Source organism: Stenotrophomonas sp. YJH_SMC_94-11, from assembly GCF_059370435.1.
The window spans coordinates 22,006-35,825 of sequence record NZ_JCAFTR010000006.1; the positions used below are offsets into that span (position 1 = coordinate 22,006).

12 protein-coding genes are annotated in these 13,820 nt (G+C 63.2%); 2 read left to right on the plus strand and 10 right to left on the minus strand.

The features are described from left to right. Positions 1 to 32: 32 nt before the first annotated feature. A complete protein-coding gene (locus tag AC5P74_RS11875) occupies positions 33 to 1,034 on the plus strand; it encodes a glycosyltransferase family 2 protein (protein WP_372485295.1) in 1,002 nt (333 codons plus the stop codon). 44 nt (positions 1,035 to 1,078) lie between these two features. Here AC5P74_RS11875 and AC5P74_RS11880 read toward each other — a convergent pair whose 3' ends face one another. The 10 genes from AC5P74_RS11880 to AC5P74_RS11925 form a co-directional block, all read right to left on the minus strand. After that, positions 1,079 to 2,734, minus strand: a complete 1,656-nt coding sequence (locus AC5P74_RS11880) for a hypothetical protein (protein ID WP_372485297.1) — start codon at positions 2,732 to 2,734, stop codon at positions 1,079 to 1,081. Positions 2,735 to 2,811: 77 nt separating this feature from the next. Continuing rightward, positions 2,812 to 3,207 carry a GtrA family protein gene (locus tag AC5P74_RS11885; RefSeq protein ID WP_005415173.1) on the minus strand — a complete coding sequence of 132 codons (396 nt, stop codon included), beginning with the start codon at positions 3,205 to 3,207 and terminating at the stop codon, positions 2,812 to 2,814. A gap of 28 nt (positions 3,208 to 3,235) precedes the next feature. Continuing rightward, complete coding sequence (locus tag AC5P74_RS11890; protein ID WP_495204942.1) at positions 3,236 to 5,119, minus strand: hypothetical protein; 1,884 nt, start codon at positions 5,117 to 5,119, stop codon at positions 3,236 to 3,238. Positions 5,120 to 5,154: 35 nt separating this feature from the next. Then, positions 5,155 to 6,447: an NAD(P)/FAD-dependent oxidoreductase gene (locus tag AC5P74_RS11895; protein ID WP_495204943.1), complete on the minus strand. Its 1,293-nt coding sequence runs from the start codon at positions 6,445 to 6,447 to the stop codon at positions 5,155 to 5,157. Between the two features lie 29 nt (positions 6,448 to 6,476). Continuing rightward, positions 6,477 to 7,421, minus strand: a complete 945-nt coding sequence (locus tag AC5P74_RS11900) for an NAD-dependent epimerase/dehydratase family protein (RefSeq protein WP_495204944.1) — start codon at positions 7,419 to 7,421, stop codon at positions 6,477 to 6,479. Between the two features lie 29 nt (positions 7,422 to 7,450). After that, the gene (locus AC5P74_RS11905) at positions 7,451 to 8,122 is read right to left on the minus strand and encodes a class I SAM-dependent methyltransferase (protein ID WP_372485304.1); all 672 of its coding nucleotides are present in this window, start codon (positions 8,120 to 8,122) and stop codon (positions 7,451 to 7,453) included. Positions 8,123 to 8,147: 25 nt separating this feature from the next. Beyond that, the gene (locus tag AC5P74_RS11910) at positions 8,148 to 8,879 is read right to left on the minus strand and encodes an SDR family oxidoreductase (protein WP_372485306.1); all 732 of its coding nucleotides are present in this window, start codon (positions 8,877 to 8,879) and stop codon (positions 8,148 to 8,150) included. 2 nt (positions 8,880 to 8,881) lie between these two features. Beyond that, a complete protein-coding gene (locus tag AC5P74_RS11915; RefSeq protein WP_372485308.1) occupies positions 8,882 to 10,195 on the minus strand; it encodes an FAD-binding oxidoreductase in 1,314 nt (437 codons plus the stop codon). Further along, positions 10,192 to 11,589: a UbiA family prenyltransferase gene (locus AC5P74_RS11920; RefSeq protein WP_372486454.1), complete on the minus strand. Its 1,398-nt coding sequence runs from the start codon at positions 11,587 to 11,589 to the stop codon at positions 10,192 to 10,194. The genes AC5P74_RS11915 and AC5P74_RS11920 overlap by 4 nt, the downstream gene beginning before the upstream one ends. Positions 11,590 to 11,647: 58 nt before the next feature. Next, on the minus strand, positions 11,648 to 12,646 hold the full coding sequence (locus AC5P74_RS11925) for a lysylphosphatidylglycerol synthase transmembrane domain-containing protein (RefSeq protein ID WP_372485310.1): 999 nt from the start codon (positions 12,644 to 12,646) through the stop codon (positions 11,648 to 11,650). A 277-nt stretch (positions 12,647 to 12,923) separates the two neighbouring features. On the opposite strand from AC5P74_RS11925, the gene AC5P74_RS11930 reads away from it, so the two are divergent. After that, the gene (locus AC5P74_RS11930; RefSeq protein ID WP_005415182.1) at positions 12,924 to 13,787 is read left to right on the plus strand and encodes a phytanoyl-CoA dioxygenase family protein; all 864 of its coding nucleotides are present in this window, start codon (positions 12,924 to 12,926) and stop codon (positions 13,785 to 13,787) included. Positions 13,788 to 13,820 lie beyond the last annotated feature (33 nt).

Consider the following 13,820-nt stretch of genomic DNA (forward strand, 5'->3'; position numbering starts at 1 on the left):
CGGTGATGGACAACAATGAATTGGAGAGGGCAATGCTCGGACAGATGGACATCACACAGCACGCTCGGTCACAGGCGATCGCAGTCGTGGTTCCCAGCTACAAGGTCATCCGGCATATCCTGGACGTGATCGCCACCATCGGCCCGGAAGTCACTGCCATCTATTGCGTGGATGATGCGTGCCCGGAACAGTCCGGGCGTTACATCGAAGCAAACAATACCGACCCGCGGGTGCGCGTGCTCTACCACGAAGTCAACCAGGGGGTGGGGGGGGCCACCATGACCGGCTACCGTCAGGCCGTCGCCGATGGCATGGACGTGATTGTGAAGATCGATGGCGATGGCCAGATGGATCCGGCACTGCTGCCCCTGTTCGTGGCACCGATCCTCAGCGGCGAGGCCGACTACACCAAGGGAAACCGCTTCTGGGATCTTTCACACATCAGCCGGATGCCGATGCTGAGGCGCGCCGGCAACCTGGGGCTTTCCTTCCTGGCCAAAGCGTCCAGTGGATACTGGCGGTTGTTCGATCCAACCAACGGCTACACCGCCATCCACGCCGCTGTTGCACAACGGTTGCCGATGGAGGCGATCAGCACGCGTTACTTCTTTGAAACGGATCTCCTGTTCAGGCTCAATGCCATGCAGGCTGTGGTGCAGGATGTCCCGATGGATGCGCGCTATGGCGACGAAGTGAGCAACCTGAAGATCAGTCAGGTACTCGGCGAGTTCGCGCTCAAGCATGCCCGCAACTTCTGCAAGCGCATCGCCTACCGGTACTACCTGCGTGACCTCAGCATCGCTTCACTGGAATTGATCGCGGCGCTGGCGCTGCTCGGAGGTGGCGTACTGTACGGCGGCTGGAACTGGATTGTTGCCGCCAATGAGGGTGTCTCCGCGCCGGTGGGCACGGTGGTGCTGCCCTCGATTGCCATCGTCAGCGGCCTGCAGTTCCTGCTGGCATTCCTCAGCTATGACATCGCCAACCAGCCCAATACGCCGCTGCACCGCGCGCTGGCACGCCTGCGCCGTTGATGGGCGCGTCCCGCCTGGCACGCAGCCAGGCGGGACGCGTCAGCTCAGGGGCTGTAGTTGAAGTCGCCGCTGCAGATGCCGGGGACGACCACCTTCATCGGGCCCGCATGCAGGGTGTCATCGCGCACATACAGCTTGAACGGCGAGCCGACCTTGTCCGAGCCCTGCTGGCGCTCGGGGGCGGCGAGAATACCGCGGCCGATGATCGTGCCCTGTGCATCCAGCAGGTAGAGCGCACCCAGACCCTCGCCGAGATAGGTATCGACCAGCCCGCCCTGCAGGCGTGACCAGCCTCCCGATCCGGGCAATGCCCGGGTAACAGGCGGCACCACGCCACAACCTTGGGCAGGTGCCTGGCCGTAGCGTTGGCCCATGCTCTCGCGCGCACCCTTCAACCACGTACTGGCAAAAATCGACAAGTCCTGGGTGGACGCATCACGTGCGATTTCCAGCGCACGCGGACTGTCCGGATAGGTCCAGAGAATCTGCTCGTCATCGCGTGCGCCCATTTCCAGCGCCATGGCTGCCGTGGTCTTCTCGAAATCGGCCAGGGGATTGTGCTTGACCGCGTTCCACTGCAGCGGCAGGAACACCAGCGGGATGACCAGCAGTACGGCGGCCGCCTGGCCGCGGGCCCAGGAAAAACGACGGCACAGGCGGGCGACCCCCAAGATCATCACGCAGGCAATCACCAACAGTGCTGGCGTGGTGTAGCGGCTGGCCACGGCACTGTCCAGGCCGAACACAATGCGGCTGCCGGCTACCGCAAATGCCGATGTGCCCAGGTAGCCCACGAACAATGAAAGTGCCAGTTCCAGATCGACGCCGCGGTGCTTGCGAAGCAGCGTGGCGCCTGCCAGGTAGAGAGCCAGGACGGTGACAATCGCGCCGCAGCCGACGGCGACGTAGAGGTTGGGCTTGTCGTCACCGGCGAGGTGCGCAAAAGGGCTCCCCAGATAGGCAAAGAGGAACCACATCACGCCGCGCGGCGAATCGCGAAGGGTGTTGGACAGCGAACCATGGGTGCCCGGGGACACGTAACCATGGAAGTAAAGGGCCGTGACCCCCAGGGCGACCACCGCCACCAGGGCAATGCGTTTGGTGCCCTGTCGGCCGAGAATACAGCCGGCCAGCAGCAGCCAGGTGGCCAGGACGCCGTTGGCCATGCTGCCGGCGGCCACTACTGCCAGCAGCAGGGCGGCACCGAACCAGGCATTGCGGCAGCGTGGGGCCACGCTGGAGCGCCATAGCAGCAACAGGCTGGCAAGCGGCAACAGCTGAGCCAGGAAGAACTGGCTCTGGAAGCCCCAGGTCAAGTTGTTCTCCTGGGTCCACAGCAAGGCCAGGCTCAGGATCACCGCGGCGACGATGCGCATTGCGGAGGTGGCCGTGGGAAGGATGCGCAGGGCGCACCAGGCCAGCAGCCCGAAGGTGATGAGCGCCAGGGCATAGTTGACGATCAGCAGGAACACTGCATGACCGCCGAAGTACTTCAGGTCGATGAAGAACAGAAGCCTGGCCAGAATGATGCGATGTTCGTTGTGCTGGGCCCACCAGGCCGAAAGGTCGCTCTGCTGGCGCAGATAGAAGCCGAGCGTGCCGTCCCACATGTCCCAGAACGGGACCGGGCTGTAACCGTGCTTGCCGGCAAGGACCGCCAGCACGGCATACAACAGTGCGAGGGCCAAGCCCAGGAGCATGGCCGGCTGTCGCAGCAGTGAACGCAGGCCTGCAGGTCCCGGAGAAGCAGGCGAGGCAGGAGGAAGGGTCGACATGCCTAGGATTTCCTGAAGGTGAAATGCTTGTGCCCGAAGTAGCTCACCACCGCCGGCGCAATGACGCCCAACGCGTGTGCGAGCGTTTCAGGGTGGAAGGTCAGGCCCATCCATGGGAAGACGTAATGACTGAACAGCAGGCTGACAACCAGGGTCTGCAGCAGGGCCAGTGCGTTCACTGCGACGAACCACATCACCTGCGAGGCCAAGGGCTTGTTCGCGTCCTTGAAGACATAGGCCCGATTGAGCAGGAAGGCGGTGGCCATGCCAATGAGATATGCCAGGACGATCGCAGGCACATATGCCATGACATGGCTCAAGGCGATGCGCGAGCCGAAGTTCGCGATTGCGGCCAGACCACTGGCGACAATGAAGAGAATGAAGCGGCGCTCGATCATGACTGTCGGCGGCGGAGGTTGAAAACGATCATCTGGAGACTTCTGGGTACTGTGTGGAGGAGGCTGGGGACGACGGCAGATCCTGCGGGCCGAGGCGGTTGTCGAACAGACTGCGGCTGACCAGCTGACGGCATTGCTCTGCCGTGAGCGGGGCGTGCCATAGGTTCTCCAGCCGTCCAGTCCAATGCACGGCTGGGCCGGCAAGCGAGTGACCGGACGTACAGCGCTGAACCTCTACCCGCCAGTCCAGCGTGGTGTGCGTGCGGAATCCGTACTGTAGCGTCTGATGCAGGGGGGCCAGCAACAGCACCACCAGCATCACCCGTGCCGGGCCGCGGGCCCCGCCAATCAGATGGATCAGGATCCAGGCAAGGAACACGTAAGGATAGAAGAAGTAGCGGGGTCCGCCACTGAAGGGGTCCAGCGGATCGACCGGCACCCGAGCTGCGGCAGCGGCGACCGACAGCAGGAAGCAGGCGATGAGCGCAGGCAGCACCCAGTTGCGTTCACGTCGCTGGGCCCACGCAGCAGCCAGGATGACGATCGAAAGCGCCACGCCGATGCCCGCAACGAGTGCGGGCTGGGCCAGGTCGGGGCGCCAGAACAGGAAATGACCGACGAAGCGCTCCAGCAGCGCCGGGATGCCGGGGAGCGAGCGGTGCTCCTGGGAAGCGACCGGGTTCAGCACCACGAGCAGTGCCTGCATCGCGCCGAACAGGCCGGCGACGGCCAGCAGGTACCACTCATCGCGCCGACGCAGCAGAAGTGCGCGCACGCCGTAAAGCGGCACCATCATCACGATGAGCGGCGAAGACAGCGCACCGAGCAGCAGCATGGGCAGCCGCCAGCGAAGCCCGGGAGAGCGCTGCTCATCCCAGAACAGCGGAATCAGCACCAGGAAACCGCCCCACCACAATGCATAGGCCGATGTGGAGAAGACCTCCGCATCGGTGGGAACCGCAAGGACCGCCAGCGCGCATGCCCAGGGAGCGCGCAGGCGCGTCGGGGCAAGGGCCAGCGTGACCATGACCGCCATCGTCATCGCCGCCGCCAGTGCCAGGCTGATTTCCGGCAACCAGCGGAACGACAACGTGACCGAGATGGCGTTGATCAGCTTGTTGGGCAGCAGGATGTAGCCGGCCACCGGCTGGACCAGCGTGCCCCATCCGTAGTGCAGGAAATCCGGCAGCAGGTCCTTGCCATCTTCCACCCAGACGTAGGGATGCCGCCATTGCGATGGACGGCGCAGCACGAGTGCCAGCAATGTTGCCGCTGCAACGGATGCACCGACCCAGAGGCGTTGACGTCGGTGGCGCGGGGCGTCGGAGAGCGCGTTGCGCTGACCGATGCGGCCCAGCCAGGGATACAGCACCGCGACCAGCAGCAGCCCGATGCTGACCGGCAGCCATCCACCGTAGCCGGAGACAATGCCCACGCCGATCCAGCCGAAGCCTTCCTGGGCCTGGTCGCGCACGATCAGGCGGCTCTGTTGCGTCTGCAACGCAGGCGGCACATCGATGACCCAGCGGACCCAGCGGTCCCCCGCCCGCGGTAGCGGAACCGGTACCTCCGCTCCGTCGGACCCGGCCAGGACCGCGCTGATACCCGGGGTATCACCGTAGCCGGCGATCTCGATCGACACTGATGGGGTGCCGGCGGGGATGGGTTCGACGACCAGTTCTGCCGTATCAGCGTTCTGCAGGTCGCAGAAGGAAATCGCTCGTGGGCTGGACGACGTTGCCTGCTTCAGGAACGGCGACAGCGCCTGCGAGCATCCACCGCTGATGCGGCCTTGATACCCGCGGTCGCTGAGGCCCAGTATCGCCACGACCACCGCACCCAGTAGCAGGAACAGGCGCAGTAACGTACTGCTCCCAGGGTGCAGGCGACTGAGGATGGAAAAGCTTGGCATCGTGGAGGGCCGCCTGGAGGACAATGGGTAGTGGTTCAGCGGCTGGCGAGATCTGCCAGCGTCGCCCCTACCGCGATGCTCTCGTTGATGGAACGGTCCTCGGGGTAGTAGTACGCCGTATCGGCCATGTAGAACCCCTCCATGGGCGTCTTCATCGGCGGCAACATGTCCTGGAAACCCGGCGGGCAGATGGTCTGCGCGTACTCGTAGCGGTGGCAATGAGTCGCTTTGATCCATTCCGGCTTGAATGCAGGATTGATCATCGGCAGGTAGCTGATGACCTCATCGATGAGCTGCTGGTTGCTCCACTGCCACTTGGGGTGGGTCTTGGGCATGTAGTACGGCGCATACACGATGTGCTCACCCGCACCACTGCCTGGATTGAGGTTGCTGTACTCGATCAGACCGGGAATGGCGATGCGATCGTCACTGATGTTCATCCAGAAATTCTCGCTGACCGGCTGCGACAGTTTCAGGATCACGCAGGCTACCGGAATGTTCTCGATGGCGCCGACCTGGTCGGCAAACGCCTTCGGCAGGCCCGGAACCATGCCGGGCACGTATTGGATGGGCGCGGTGGAAACCACGGTTTCATAGGGCTGATGACCGTCGGGCGTGCGGATGCCGGTAACCTTGCCCTCGACAGAGGTGACTTCCTGGATTGGCTGGGAAAGCAGGATGCGCCCGCCGAGACGAACGACTTCCTTGGCCATCCTGTCGAGCAGCACGGCCGAGCCACCTTGCAGGTAACCCATGCTCTCGTTGAACAGATTGCGACGCGACAGCGCAACGCGCTTGATGCGCGTGCCGATCCAGGAGGCCGAAAGGTCGTTCTGGTACTCGAAGAACTTCAGTGCGAACGCTTTCTCCCACATCACCTTGTAGGCCTTGGGGCCGATCCAGCGGGTAATCCAGTCGCGCGCATTCTTCTTGTCCAGGGCGGTCCAATCCTGGATACCCTTGGTGTGCATGACATGCAGGGCATAGCGCACCTTGTCGACCAGGCCCAGATGCGGGAAGCCCAGCAGGGCGAAGGGGGTTCCCCACTTGTGCAGCTTGCCCTGGTAGTAGTAGCCCATCTTCGTATCCGTCCAGTGCAGGTGATCGGACAGCTGCATCTCGTCCAACAGCTTGAACAGCGGATAGTCGGTCTTGCAGATGAAGTGGTAGTAGCGTTCGATGCGCAGGCCGTCGAAATCGAAGTCGGCCGACATGCCGCCGATACGGTCATCACGCTCGTACACATCAACCTGGTGACCTTTCTTCAGCAGCTCAAGGGCTGCCATCAAGCCCATCGGGCCACTACCAATGATGGCGAAAGTGCTCATTCGAATTGGGTTCCGTCTGTTCTGTTTATTCAGCGCTGCAGCACGATGTGGCTGTAGCGCGGGTCGGTATAGCTTTCGCGGATTGCTTCCTCAAACGGCGTCTGCTTTACCCCAAAGACTGCTTCGGTATCGACGCCCTTGAAGTCGTCGCCGGCACTGAGTGCCTTCAACTGGTCGGCGGTGAAGGGCGGCTTGCTGCTGAACAGACTGTAGACCTGCAGAAGGAAACCGAAGAAGCCGATCGGGATGTGCACGATCACCGTGCGCAGCTTCTTGACCCGCTTGATAGTGCGGATGATGTCCACGTAATCCACGCGGGTATCGCCCACAATGTCGAACACCGCACCGTCGGGTTCGGTCTCGATGCACTTGGCGATGCAGCGGCAGAAGTCGCGTTCGTACAGCGGCTGGCGCATGAACCTGCCGTCGCCCGGAATGGGGAACACGGGGGTGCGCGCCATGAAGCGCGACAGCCAGCCCAGGTGTTTGGGATCGAACCAACCGAACATCAAGGTGGGGCGCAGCACGCAGTGGCGCTGGCCGCTGGCCACGACCATATGTTCCTGCTCGCGCTTGGTGTCGGTGTAGTCATCCTTGGCCACCGAATTCACCACTGAAGAACTGATGTGCACCATGTAGGGTACAGAGGCCGCCTTGCACGCGGCCAGTACATGGCCCGTCGCGGTCAGATTGTTGCGTACGAACAGGTCGGTGGTCTTTCCCGTGATCTGTGCGTGCAACTGCACAACCAGGCGTGCACCGGAAAACCGTTCGGCCCAGGCGCCAGGTTCGGCCAGATCGGCCAGCACCGTTTCGACCTCCGGGTGCAGCTTGCGCAGGATGTCCAGATTGTGCGCATGCTTGTCGATCGCCACCAGCCGGGTGTAGCCCTGCTGCTTCATCTCCACGATGAGGTTCTGCCCCACCAGGCCGGCTGCGCCGGTGATGACGATCTTGTCGTTCTTGTTTGCCATGGACCAGCTCGACTGCTAATGGAATAAGGTCAGCGCGGCTTGTAAGCCACAACCAGCGCCTGTTTGCCCAGGATGTACCACGCCAGAGGGATTTTCAGATACAGCGACACCAGCCATGGCGCCTGCGGCAGGCGGCTCTTGGTGGTGTAGGGCAGGAATCTGGGAATGACAACGCGGGGCTCAAGTCCCGCCATCAGAACGCCCTCCACCAGGCTGCGGTCGCTCAAAGCTGTGTGGTGGTCGAAGTAATCCCAGTACTCGTCATACAGGAACCGGATGTTCGGCTGCAGGATGATCGCGCGACCGCCCGGCTTCAGCATGCGCGCGCTCTCACGCAGCGTCTGCAGCACCAGATCCTTGCTGGGAAGATGTTCCAGAAAGTTGCTCATGAACACTGCATCGACGCTGGCATCGGGTATCGAGGCTACCGCCATGCAGGACTCGTTGATGATGCGCACGCCGTCTGCCGCGAAGCGCCGCACATCGGGATTCAGATCGACCGCAATTTTGCCGGCTGCGGGAATGTTATTGATGAACTCGCAGTATCCGGCGCCGATGTCGACGACGGTGTCGCTCGCGCTGACGAACTTGCTGAAGTACTCGCTGCAAAGCACCTGCCAGATGCGGTTCTTGTTGGCGAGTTCTTCTGCAGGGAAACGGTGCTGATACAACACATCAAGATCGCGATCGATATCTGGCATGCGGTCGTCCTGGTTCGTGATGTTGTCAGAGGGAAATTCGACGGAACACAGCTTCAGGGATGTTCTTGATGATCATCATGATCGCCCACCAGAACCCCGGCAGGTAAGCCACGGCCTTGCGCTTGCCGATGGCCTTGAGGATGCCGGTGGCTACCTTCTCCGGGGTGGCCCACAGGGCGCCCTTCTTGAACGCAGCGGTCATCGGTGTATCGACGAAGCCAGGCTTGATCACCAGTACGTTGATGCCGAGCGGACGCAGGCGCTGGCCCAGGCCGCTCAGGTAGGCGGTGACGGCGGCCTTGGCGCTTCCGTACAGGTAGTTGCTCGCGCGGCCACGGTCACCCGCCACTGAAGAAATGACGGCCAGGCTGGCCCCGGACTGCAGGCGCTGCGCTAGCGCGGCGGACAGGGCGATGGTGGAGGTGCCATTGGTCGCGAATTCCTGCAGGGAGAGGTCGATCGAGGCATCGCAGGCGGCCTGGTCGGGCAGCGTGCCGTGGGCGATCAGGACGGTGTCCACACCGCCCAGGGAGGCCCAGGCGCTGTCCAGCAGAGCGTCATGGCCGGCCACGTCATTCACGTCCAGCACGCCGCTGTGCACATGCGGAGCGCCGCGTACGCGCAGGTCAGCGGCAATGGCGTCCAGCCTGCTCGCGCTGCGCCCGGCCAGATAGAGCGCAGCGCCGCGTGCGGCGTACAGGCGTGCAACCGATTCAGCGATGGCCGAGGTTGCGCCGATGATCAGGATCTTCTGCATGCTTACTCCATCACCCGGCGCCAGAAGCCGGATGAGAATCGAGGGTCGATGAAGCGGGAAAATGCTTCCCAGGCCGGGTAGCCTTGGCGGAACAGAGCGCCAGACATGCGCGCGTCCTTGGCAGGATACACGGCACCCCCCGCCTCACTGACGATGCGGTCCAGCCGGTCGAGCATCCTCAACAGGCCAGTGCCTTCATTGGGGAAATCGAGTGCCAACGTGGTGCCGGGGCGCGGAAAAGAGAGCAGGCCCGACGAAGGCCGGTCGCCAAACTCCTTCAGCACCGCGAGGAACGAGCCGCGCCCGCTGCGGGCGATTTCGCCCAGCAGTGCGGCGGTGGCGTCCTGAGCGGTTTGCGGCGGCAATACACACTGGTGCTGCAGGAAGCCGCGTGGGCCATACATGCGATTCCAGTGGTTGATGCCATCCAGCGGATAGAAATAGTTCTGATAGTGCGACAGGTGGCGTGCGCGGCGTGCCAGTTGCCGCCAGTAGTAAAGCGTATTGAACGGGCGCAGTGTGAGCTTGTTGACCAACGATACCGGTGGTACCAGCGGCATGCTGCGCCGGGGTGCGGAGCTGGGCGTGGCCGCGTGCGCCTCGCCGGGTGCGTGGTCGCCGCGCAGGAAGTGGCCGCGTCCGAGCGCGCGGCCCCTGGCCAGGCAATCGATCCAGGCAACCGTGTACTCGAAATCACTGGCCGAATCACGCGACAACGCGAAGAACTCTGCCAGGTTGTCGAAGCGGATCGATTCGGTTTCGATCCAGGGGCCAGGAACCCGCCGCAGCTGCAGTTCGGCCCAGGTGATGAAGCCGGTCAGGCCCAGCCCCCCCACGGTGGCCGCGAACAGGCCGCTGTCGTCAGCCGGACTGAGTTGCTGGCGAAGACCATCACTGCGCAGCAGTTCCAGGCAGCGCACATGGTGGCCGAAGGTGCCAGCACGGTGGTGGTTCTTGCCGTGCACATCGTTGCCGATCGCACCGCCCACGGTTGCATAGCGGGTACCCGGCGTGACCGGCAGGAACCAGCCACGCGGCAGCGCGATATCCAGGATATCGGCCAGGGTTACCCCGGCTTCGCAGCGCACGATGCCCGTGGCAGGGTCGAAGTCGATGAAGCGGTCCAGGGCGCGGCTTGTCAGCAGCGTGGCGCCAGGATTCAGGCAACTGTCGCCGTAGCTGCGGCCATTGCCATGGGGCAGCACCGTACCGCCCTCCGGCGGCAGCGGCAGGAGGGACCGACGGTCGAGCATCGGAGCGATCCGCTGTTCGACCCGTGGGTAACGCCCCCAGGATTGGCCGAGCGTTCCACTCATATGGCGATCAGCACGATCAGTACGCATAGGCCGATGACGATCTGGCTGCCGCGATCCATGGCCGCGAATACGATCGGGTCGTCGTGCATGTCACCACGGTGCGAGACGATCCACATGCGGCTGATCCAGTACAGCAGGATCGGACACAACAGCCACAGCAGCTTGGGGCTGGTATACAACTCCAGGCTTTCCGGGCTGTTGATGTACAGCGCGAAGACCGCGACGCCGATGTAGCCGGCGGCAGCACCCAGCGACTGCACCAAGGGCAGGTCGGCCACCGAGTAGCCGCGGCCGATCGCCATTTCCTTGCCGTTGGCCAGTGCCGAGGCCAGTTCGGTGTAGCGCTTGAGCATGGCCAGGCTGAGAAACACGAACATCGAGAACGCCAGCAACCAGAACGACAGCTCGGAGCTGATCGCCACCGCGCCGCCGATGATGCGCACGGTGTACAGCGCCGCCAGCATCACCACGTCGATCATTACAATGCGCTTGAGCTTGAGCGAGTAGCTCAGGGTCATCACGTAGTAGCACAGCAGCACGCCTGCAAAAGCCGGGCTGCAGGCCAGCGCCAGGGCGAAGCCGGCGAGGGTGATCAGCGGCGCCACCATCAGACCATGCAGCAGCGGCAATGTGCCCGCAGCAAATGGGCGCTTGCGCTTGCGCGGATGCATGCGATCCGGGGTCAGGTCGAGCAGGTCATTGAGTAGGTACACGCCGGATGCGCATAGACCGAAGGCCAGGAAGGCCACGCCCGCATCGATGATCGAGGTGAGATCGAGAAAGCGGTGCGCAGTCAGCAGTGGTACCAGCACCAACAGGTTCTTCAGCCACTGGTAGACGCGCAGCGCCTTGATCCACGTGATCAGACCGCCGTTCTGCGAAGGCAGGTGGCCGAGCACTTCAGTCTGCTTCGCCGCAGCGTTGGCCAGCCCGGCACCGTTGTTGACCACGATCGCGCCAGCGGCATGAGCCCAGACCTTCAGGTCCACCGTGCCGTTGCCCATGTAGTCGAAGCCGCGCTCGCCGAAGCGCGCTGCCAGCGCTTGTCCCTTGTTGCTGCCCGACAGGTTGGTCTGGCCATCGCTGGCCATCACCTCTTCAAACAGCCCGAGGTGGTCGGCAATGGGCTGCACCAGCAGCCGGTCAGAGGCCGTGCACAGCACCCGGGGGCGTTGGGAGGTCGTGCGCAGGATCTCCAAGACCCGCTCGTCATAGGGCAGGGTCTCGGCGGGCAGTTGCACGCGCGAGGCCAGCTGGCGCTTTACGTAGGCCTTGCCCCGCAGCAGCCAGAACGGCACCAGGAACAGGTACAGCGGGTTGTGGGCCAGCAGGGCCAGCAACGATTCGTAGAGGACGTCCGAACGGAGCAGGGTGCCATCCAGATCGACGCACAGGGCACGGTGTTCAATAGCCAAAATTCTGCGCTCCGGTGTGCAGTAGGTGCATGGCGGGTCAATGGAGACGGGAGGGTAGGGAAGGGGTGCGGGTCGTTTGCAGTTCGAGATTCGTCATGGCCAGCATGCCCACGGCCACCGCCAGCCAGAGGCTGGTCAACCGAATGCCGACAGCTACCGCCAGGGCCGCGTCCAGCGAAGCGCCGGTGGCAGCGAGCATCAGGGCGATGGCTGCTTCGGTTGTGCCGACGCCACCAGGAACAAATGACACCGCGCCTGCCAGCATTGCAATCGGGTAGATCCCCAGCGCTTGGTGCCAGGCCAGCTGGAGGCCGACGGCAGAGCAGAGTGTGGCGAATGCCAGGGCACTCAGCAGCCAGGCGATCGTTCCCCAGGCCATGCCGGGCAGCGCGACAGCCGGCCTCCACAATGGTCCGGCTGCGATCAAACCATCGAGCAGGAAGGAGGCAAGGCGTCTGAAGGGTGTGACGGGTACCAAGCAGATCAGCCGCAACAGACGTGTCTGCAACCAGGCGCTGCAGCTGGTCAGCAGGAGCAGGATCAACAGCGTCAGAACCAGGCCCAGCACTGCGCCCAGTGCTGGCACCAGGGCGGCTGCGCTCATGCCCAGTAGCGTGAGGATCAGCAGATCCTGGCCTCGCTCATGGATGAAGGTCGCAAGTACGGTGCGCGACGGTACGCCCATACCCGCGAAGTAGCGGATGCGCAGCAGCTCGCCGGCTTTGCCGGGGGATGCCGTGAACGCGAAACCGGCCAGGTAGGCACGCAGCCCGTGCCATTGACCGACAGGGTGCCCCTGTCGTTGAAGTGCGCCATGCCATCGCTGATAGCGCAGTGCAAAGCTGGCCAGCACCAATGCCGAACACACCAGCAAAGGGCCGGCAAGAGCGGTCAGTCGTTCGAGCGCGCGGGTGTCACGGTCCACGTAGGCCAGCACGGCCAGGTAGCCCGCTGTCACGATGGAAAGCGCCAGGACGCCTCGCCATCTGGGAGGGCCGGGCGGCAGAAGGCCCTTTTTTGGGTGGGGCAGGCGCACGTTGGAGGGGCTCCGCCCAGGCTGGTTGGGGTTCGAGCCAGCATTCTAGCGATATTGTTTGTTGCTTTTAACTTCTTCATGCCTTAATCAGCAAGGCGTCTCGGTGCCTTAGCGGTTCCCGTGGTACCCTCCCCGCGCGGCCGGCGGTCTAGGTCCCATGCCAGTGCATGGTGATTGCCGGACAGGGGGGGGGTTAGGTGCCTGCACGCTTGGCGGCGGCTTCGGAATCCCGAGCGGGCTTCCCGGAAAGGGGGCCGTGTCATTCAAGGAAAAAGCAATGGGCCTGTTGGATTTCGTCTTGGGTTCGCGCAGCAAGGGCAGTAAACCGGTGCTGCACACGGCGGCTTCGGCGGCCGCCAATCTGCATGAGCAGGGGTTCGTGCACCTGACCGGTGTACTGACCGCGGAGGAGTGCGACCGAATCTGCGATGCATTCAATGCGTACGTTGACGAGCACAAGGAAGAGGCTGATCAGTTCGTCATGCAGACCGGTAGGCATTCGCGCCTTACCAACATGCATCTTGTCAGCGAAGCGGCTCAGCTGGCCATCAGCAAGCCGCTGGTGATGGAGACACTTGATACGTTCTTCTCTGATCGCGCATTCGTGGCGACGTCGCTCTTCTTCGAGCAGTCCAGCGAGCAGGCGATCCATCGCGATACACCGTTCTTCCACACTCGGCCGAACAACATGTTTGCGGGGATCTGGTTCGCTCTTGAGGATGTGCATGCAGATGCCGGTCCGCTGCAGTACTTCCCCGGCGGGCACAAGATCGAGATCGAGCCGATCCAGGCGACTGGAGCTACCCCGCCGGAACTGGGCGATGCGTTCAATCGCTACATCGGGCGGGTGGCGGAAGAAGTCAACCGTCGCGGCATCCCGCAGCACATCGCTCTGATCAAGAAAGGGGACTGCTTCATCTGGCACCCGGAGCTGCCGCATGGCGGTACGCCTATCCGTTCGCCGGGCAGGACGCGCAAGAGCATGGTGTTCCACTGCGCGCCGGAGCAGGAAACCATGTATGGCATTGAGGAGTATTTCGGTGCCGTGCCCTTCGCGCCCAAGGAGATCCGCAAGGTGCCGATGACGGCGGGGCGCTCAATGCTCCAGCTGGAACGGCCAATGTTCGCCCCGAACAACTGATCTTTGCATCTGGAGCACCCTCAGGTGCTCCAG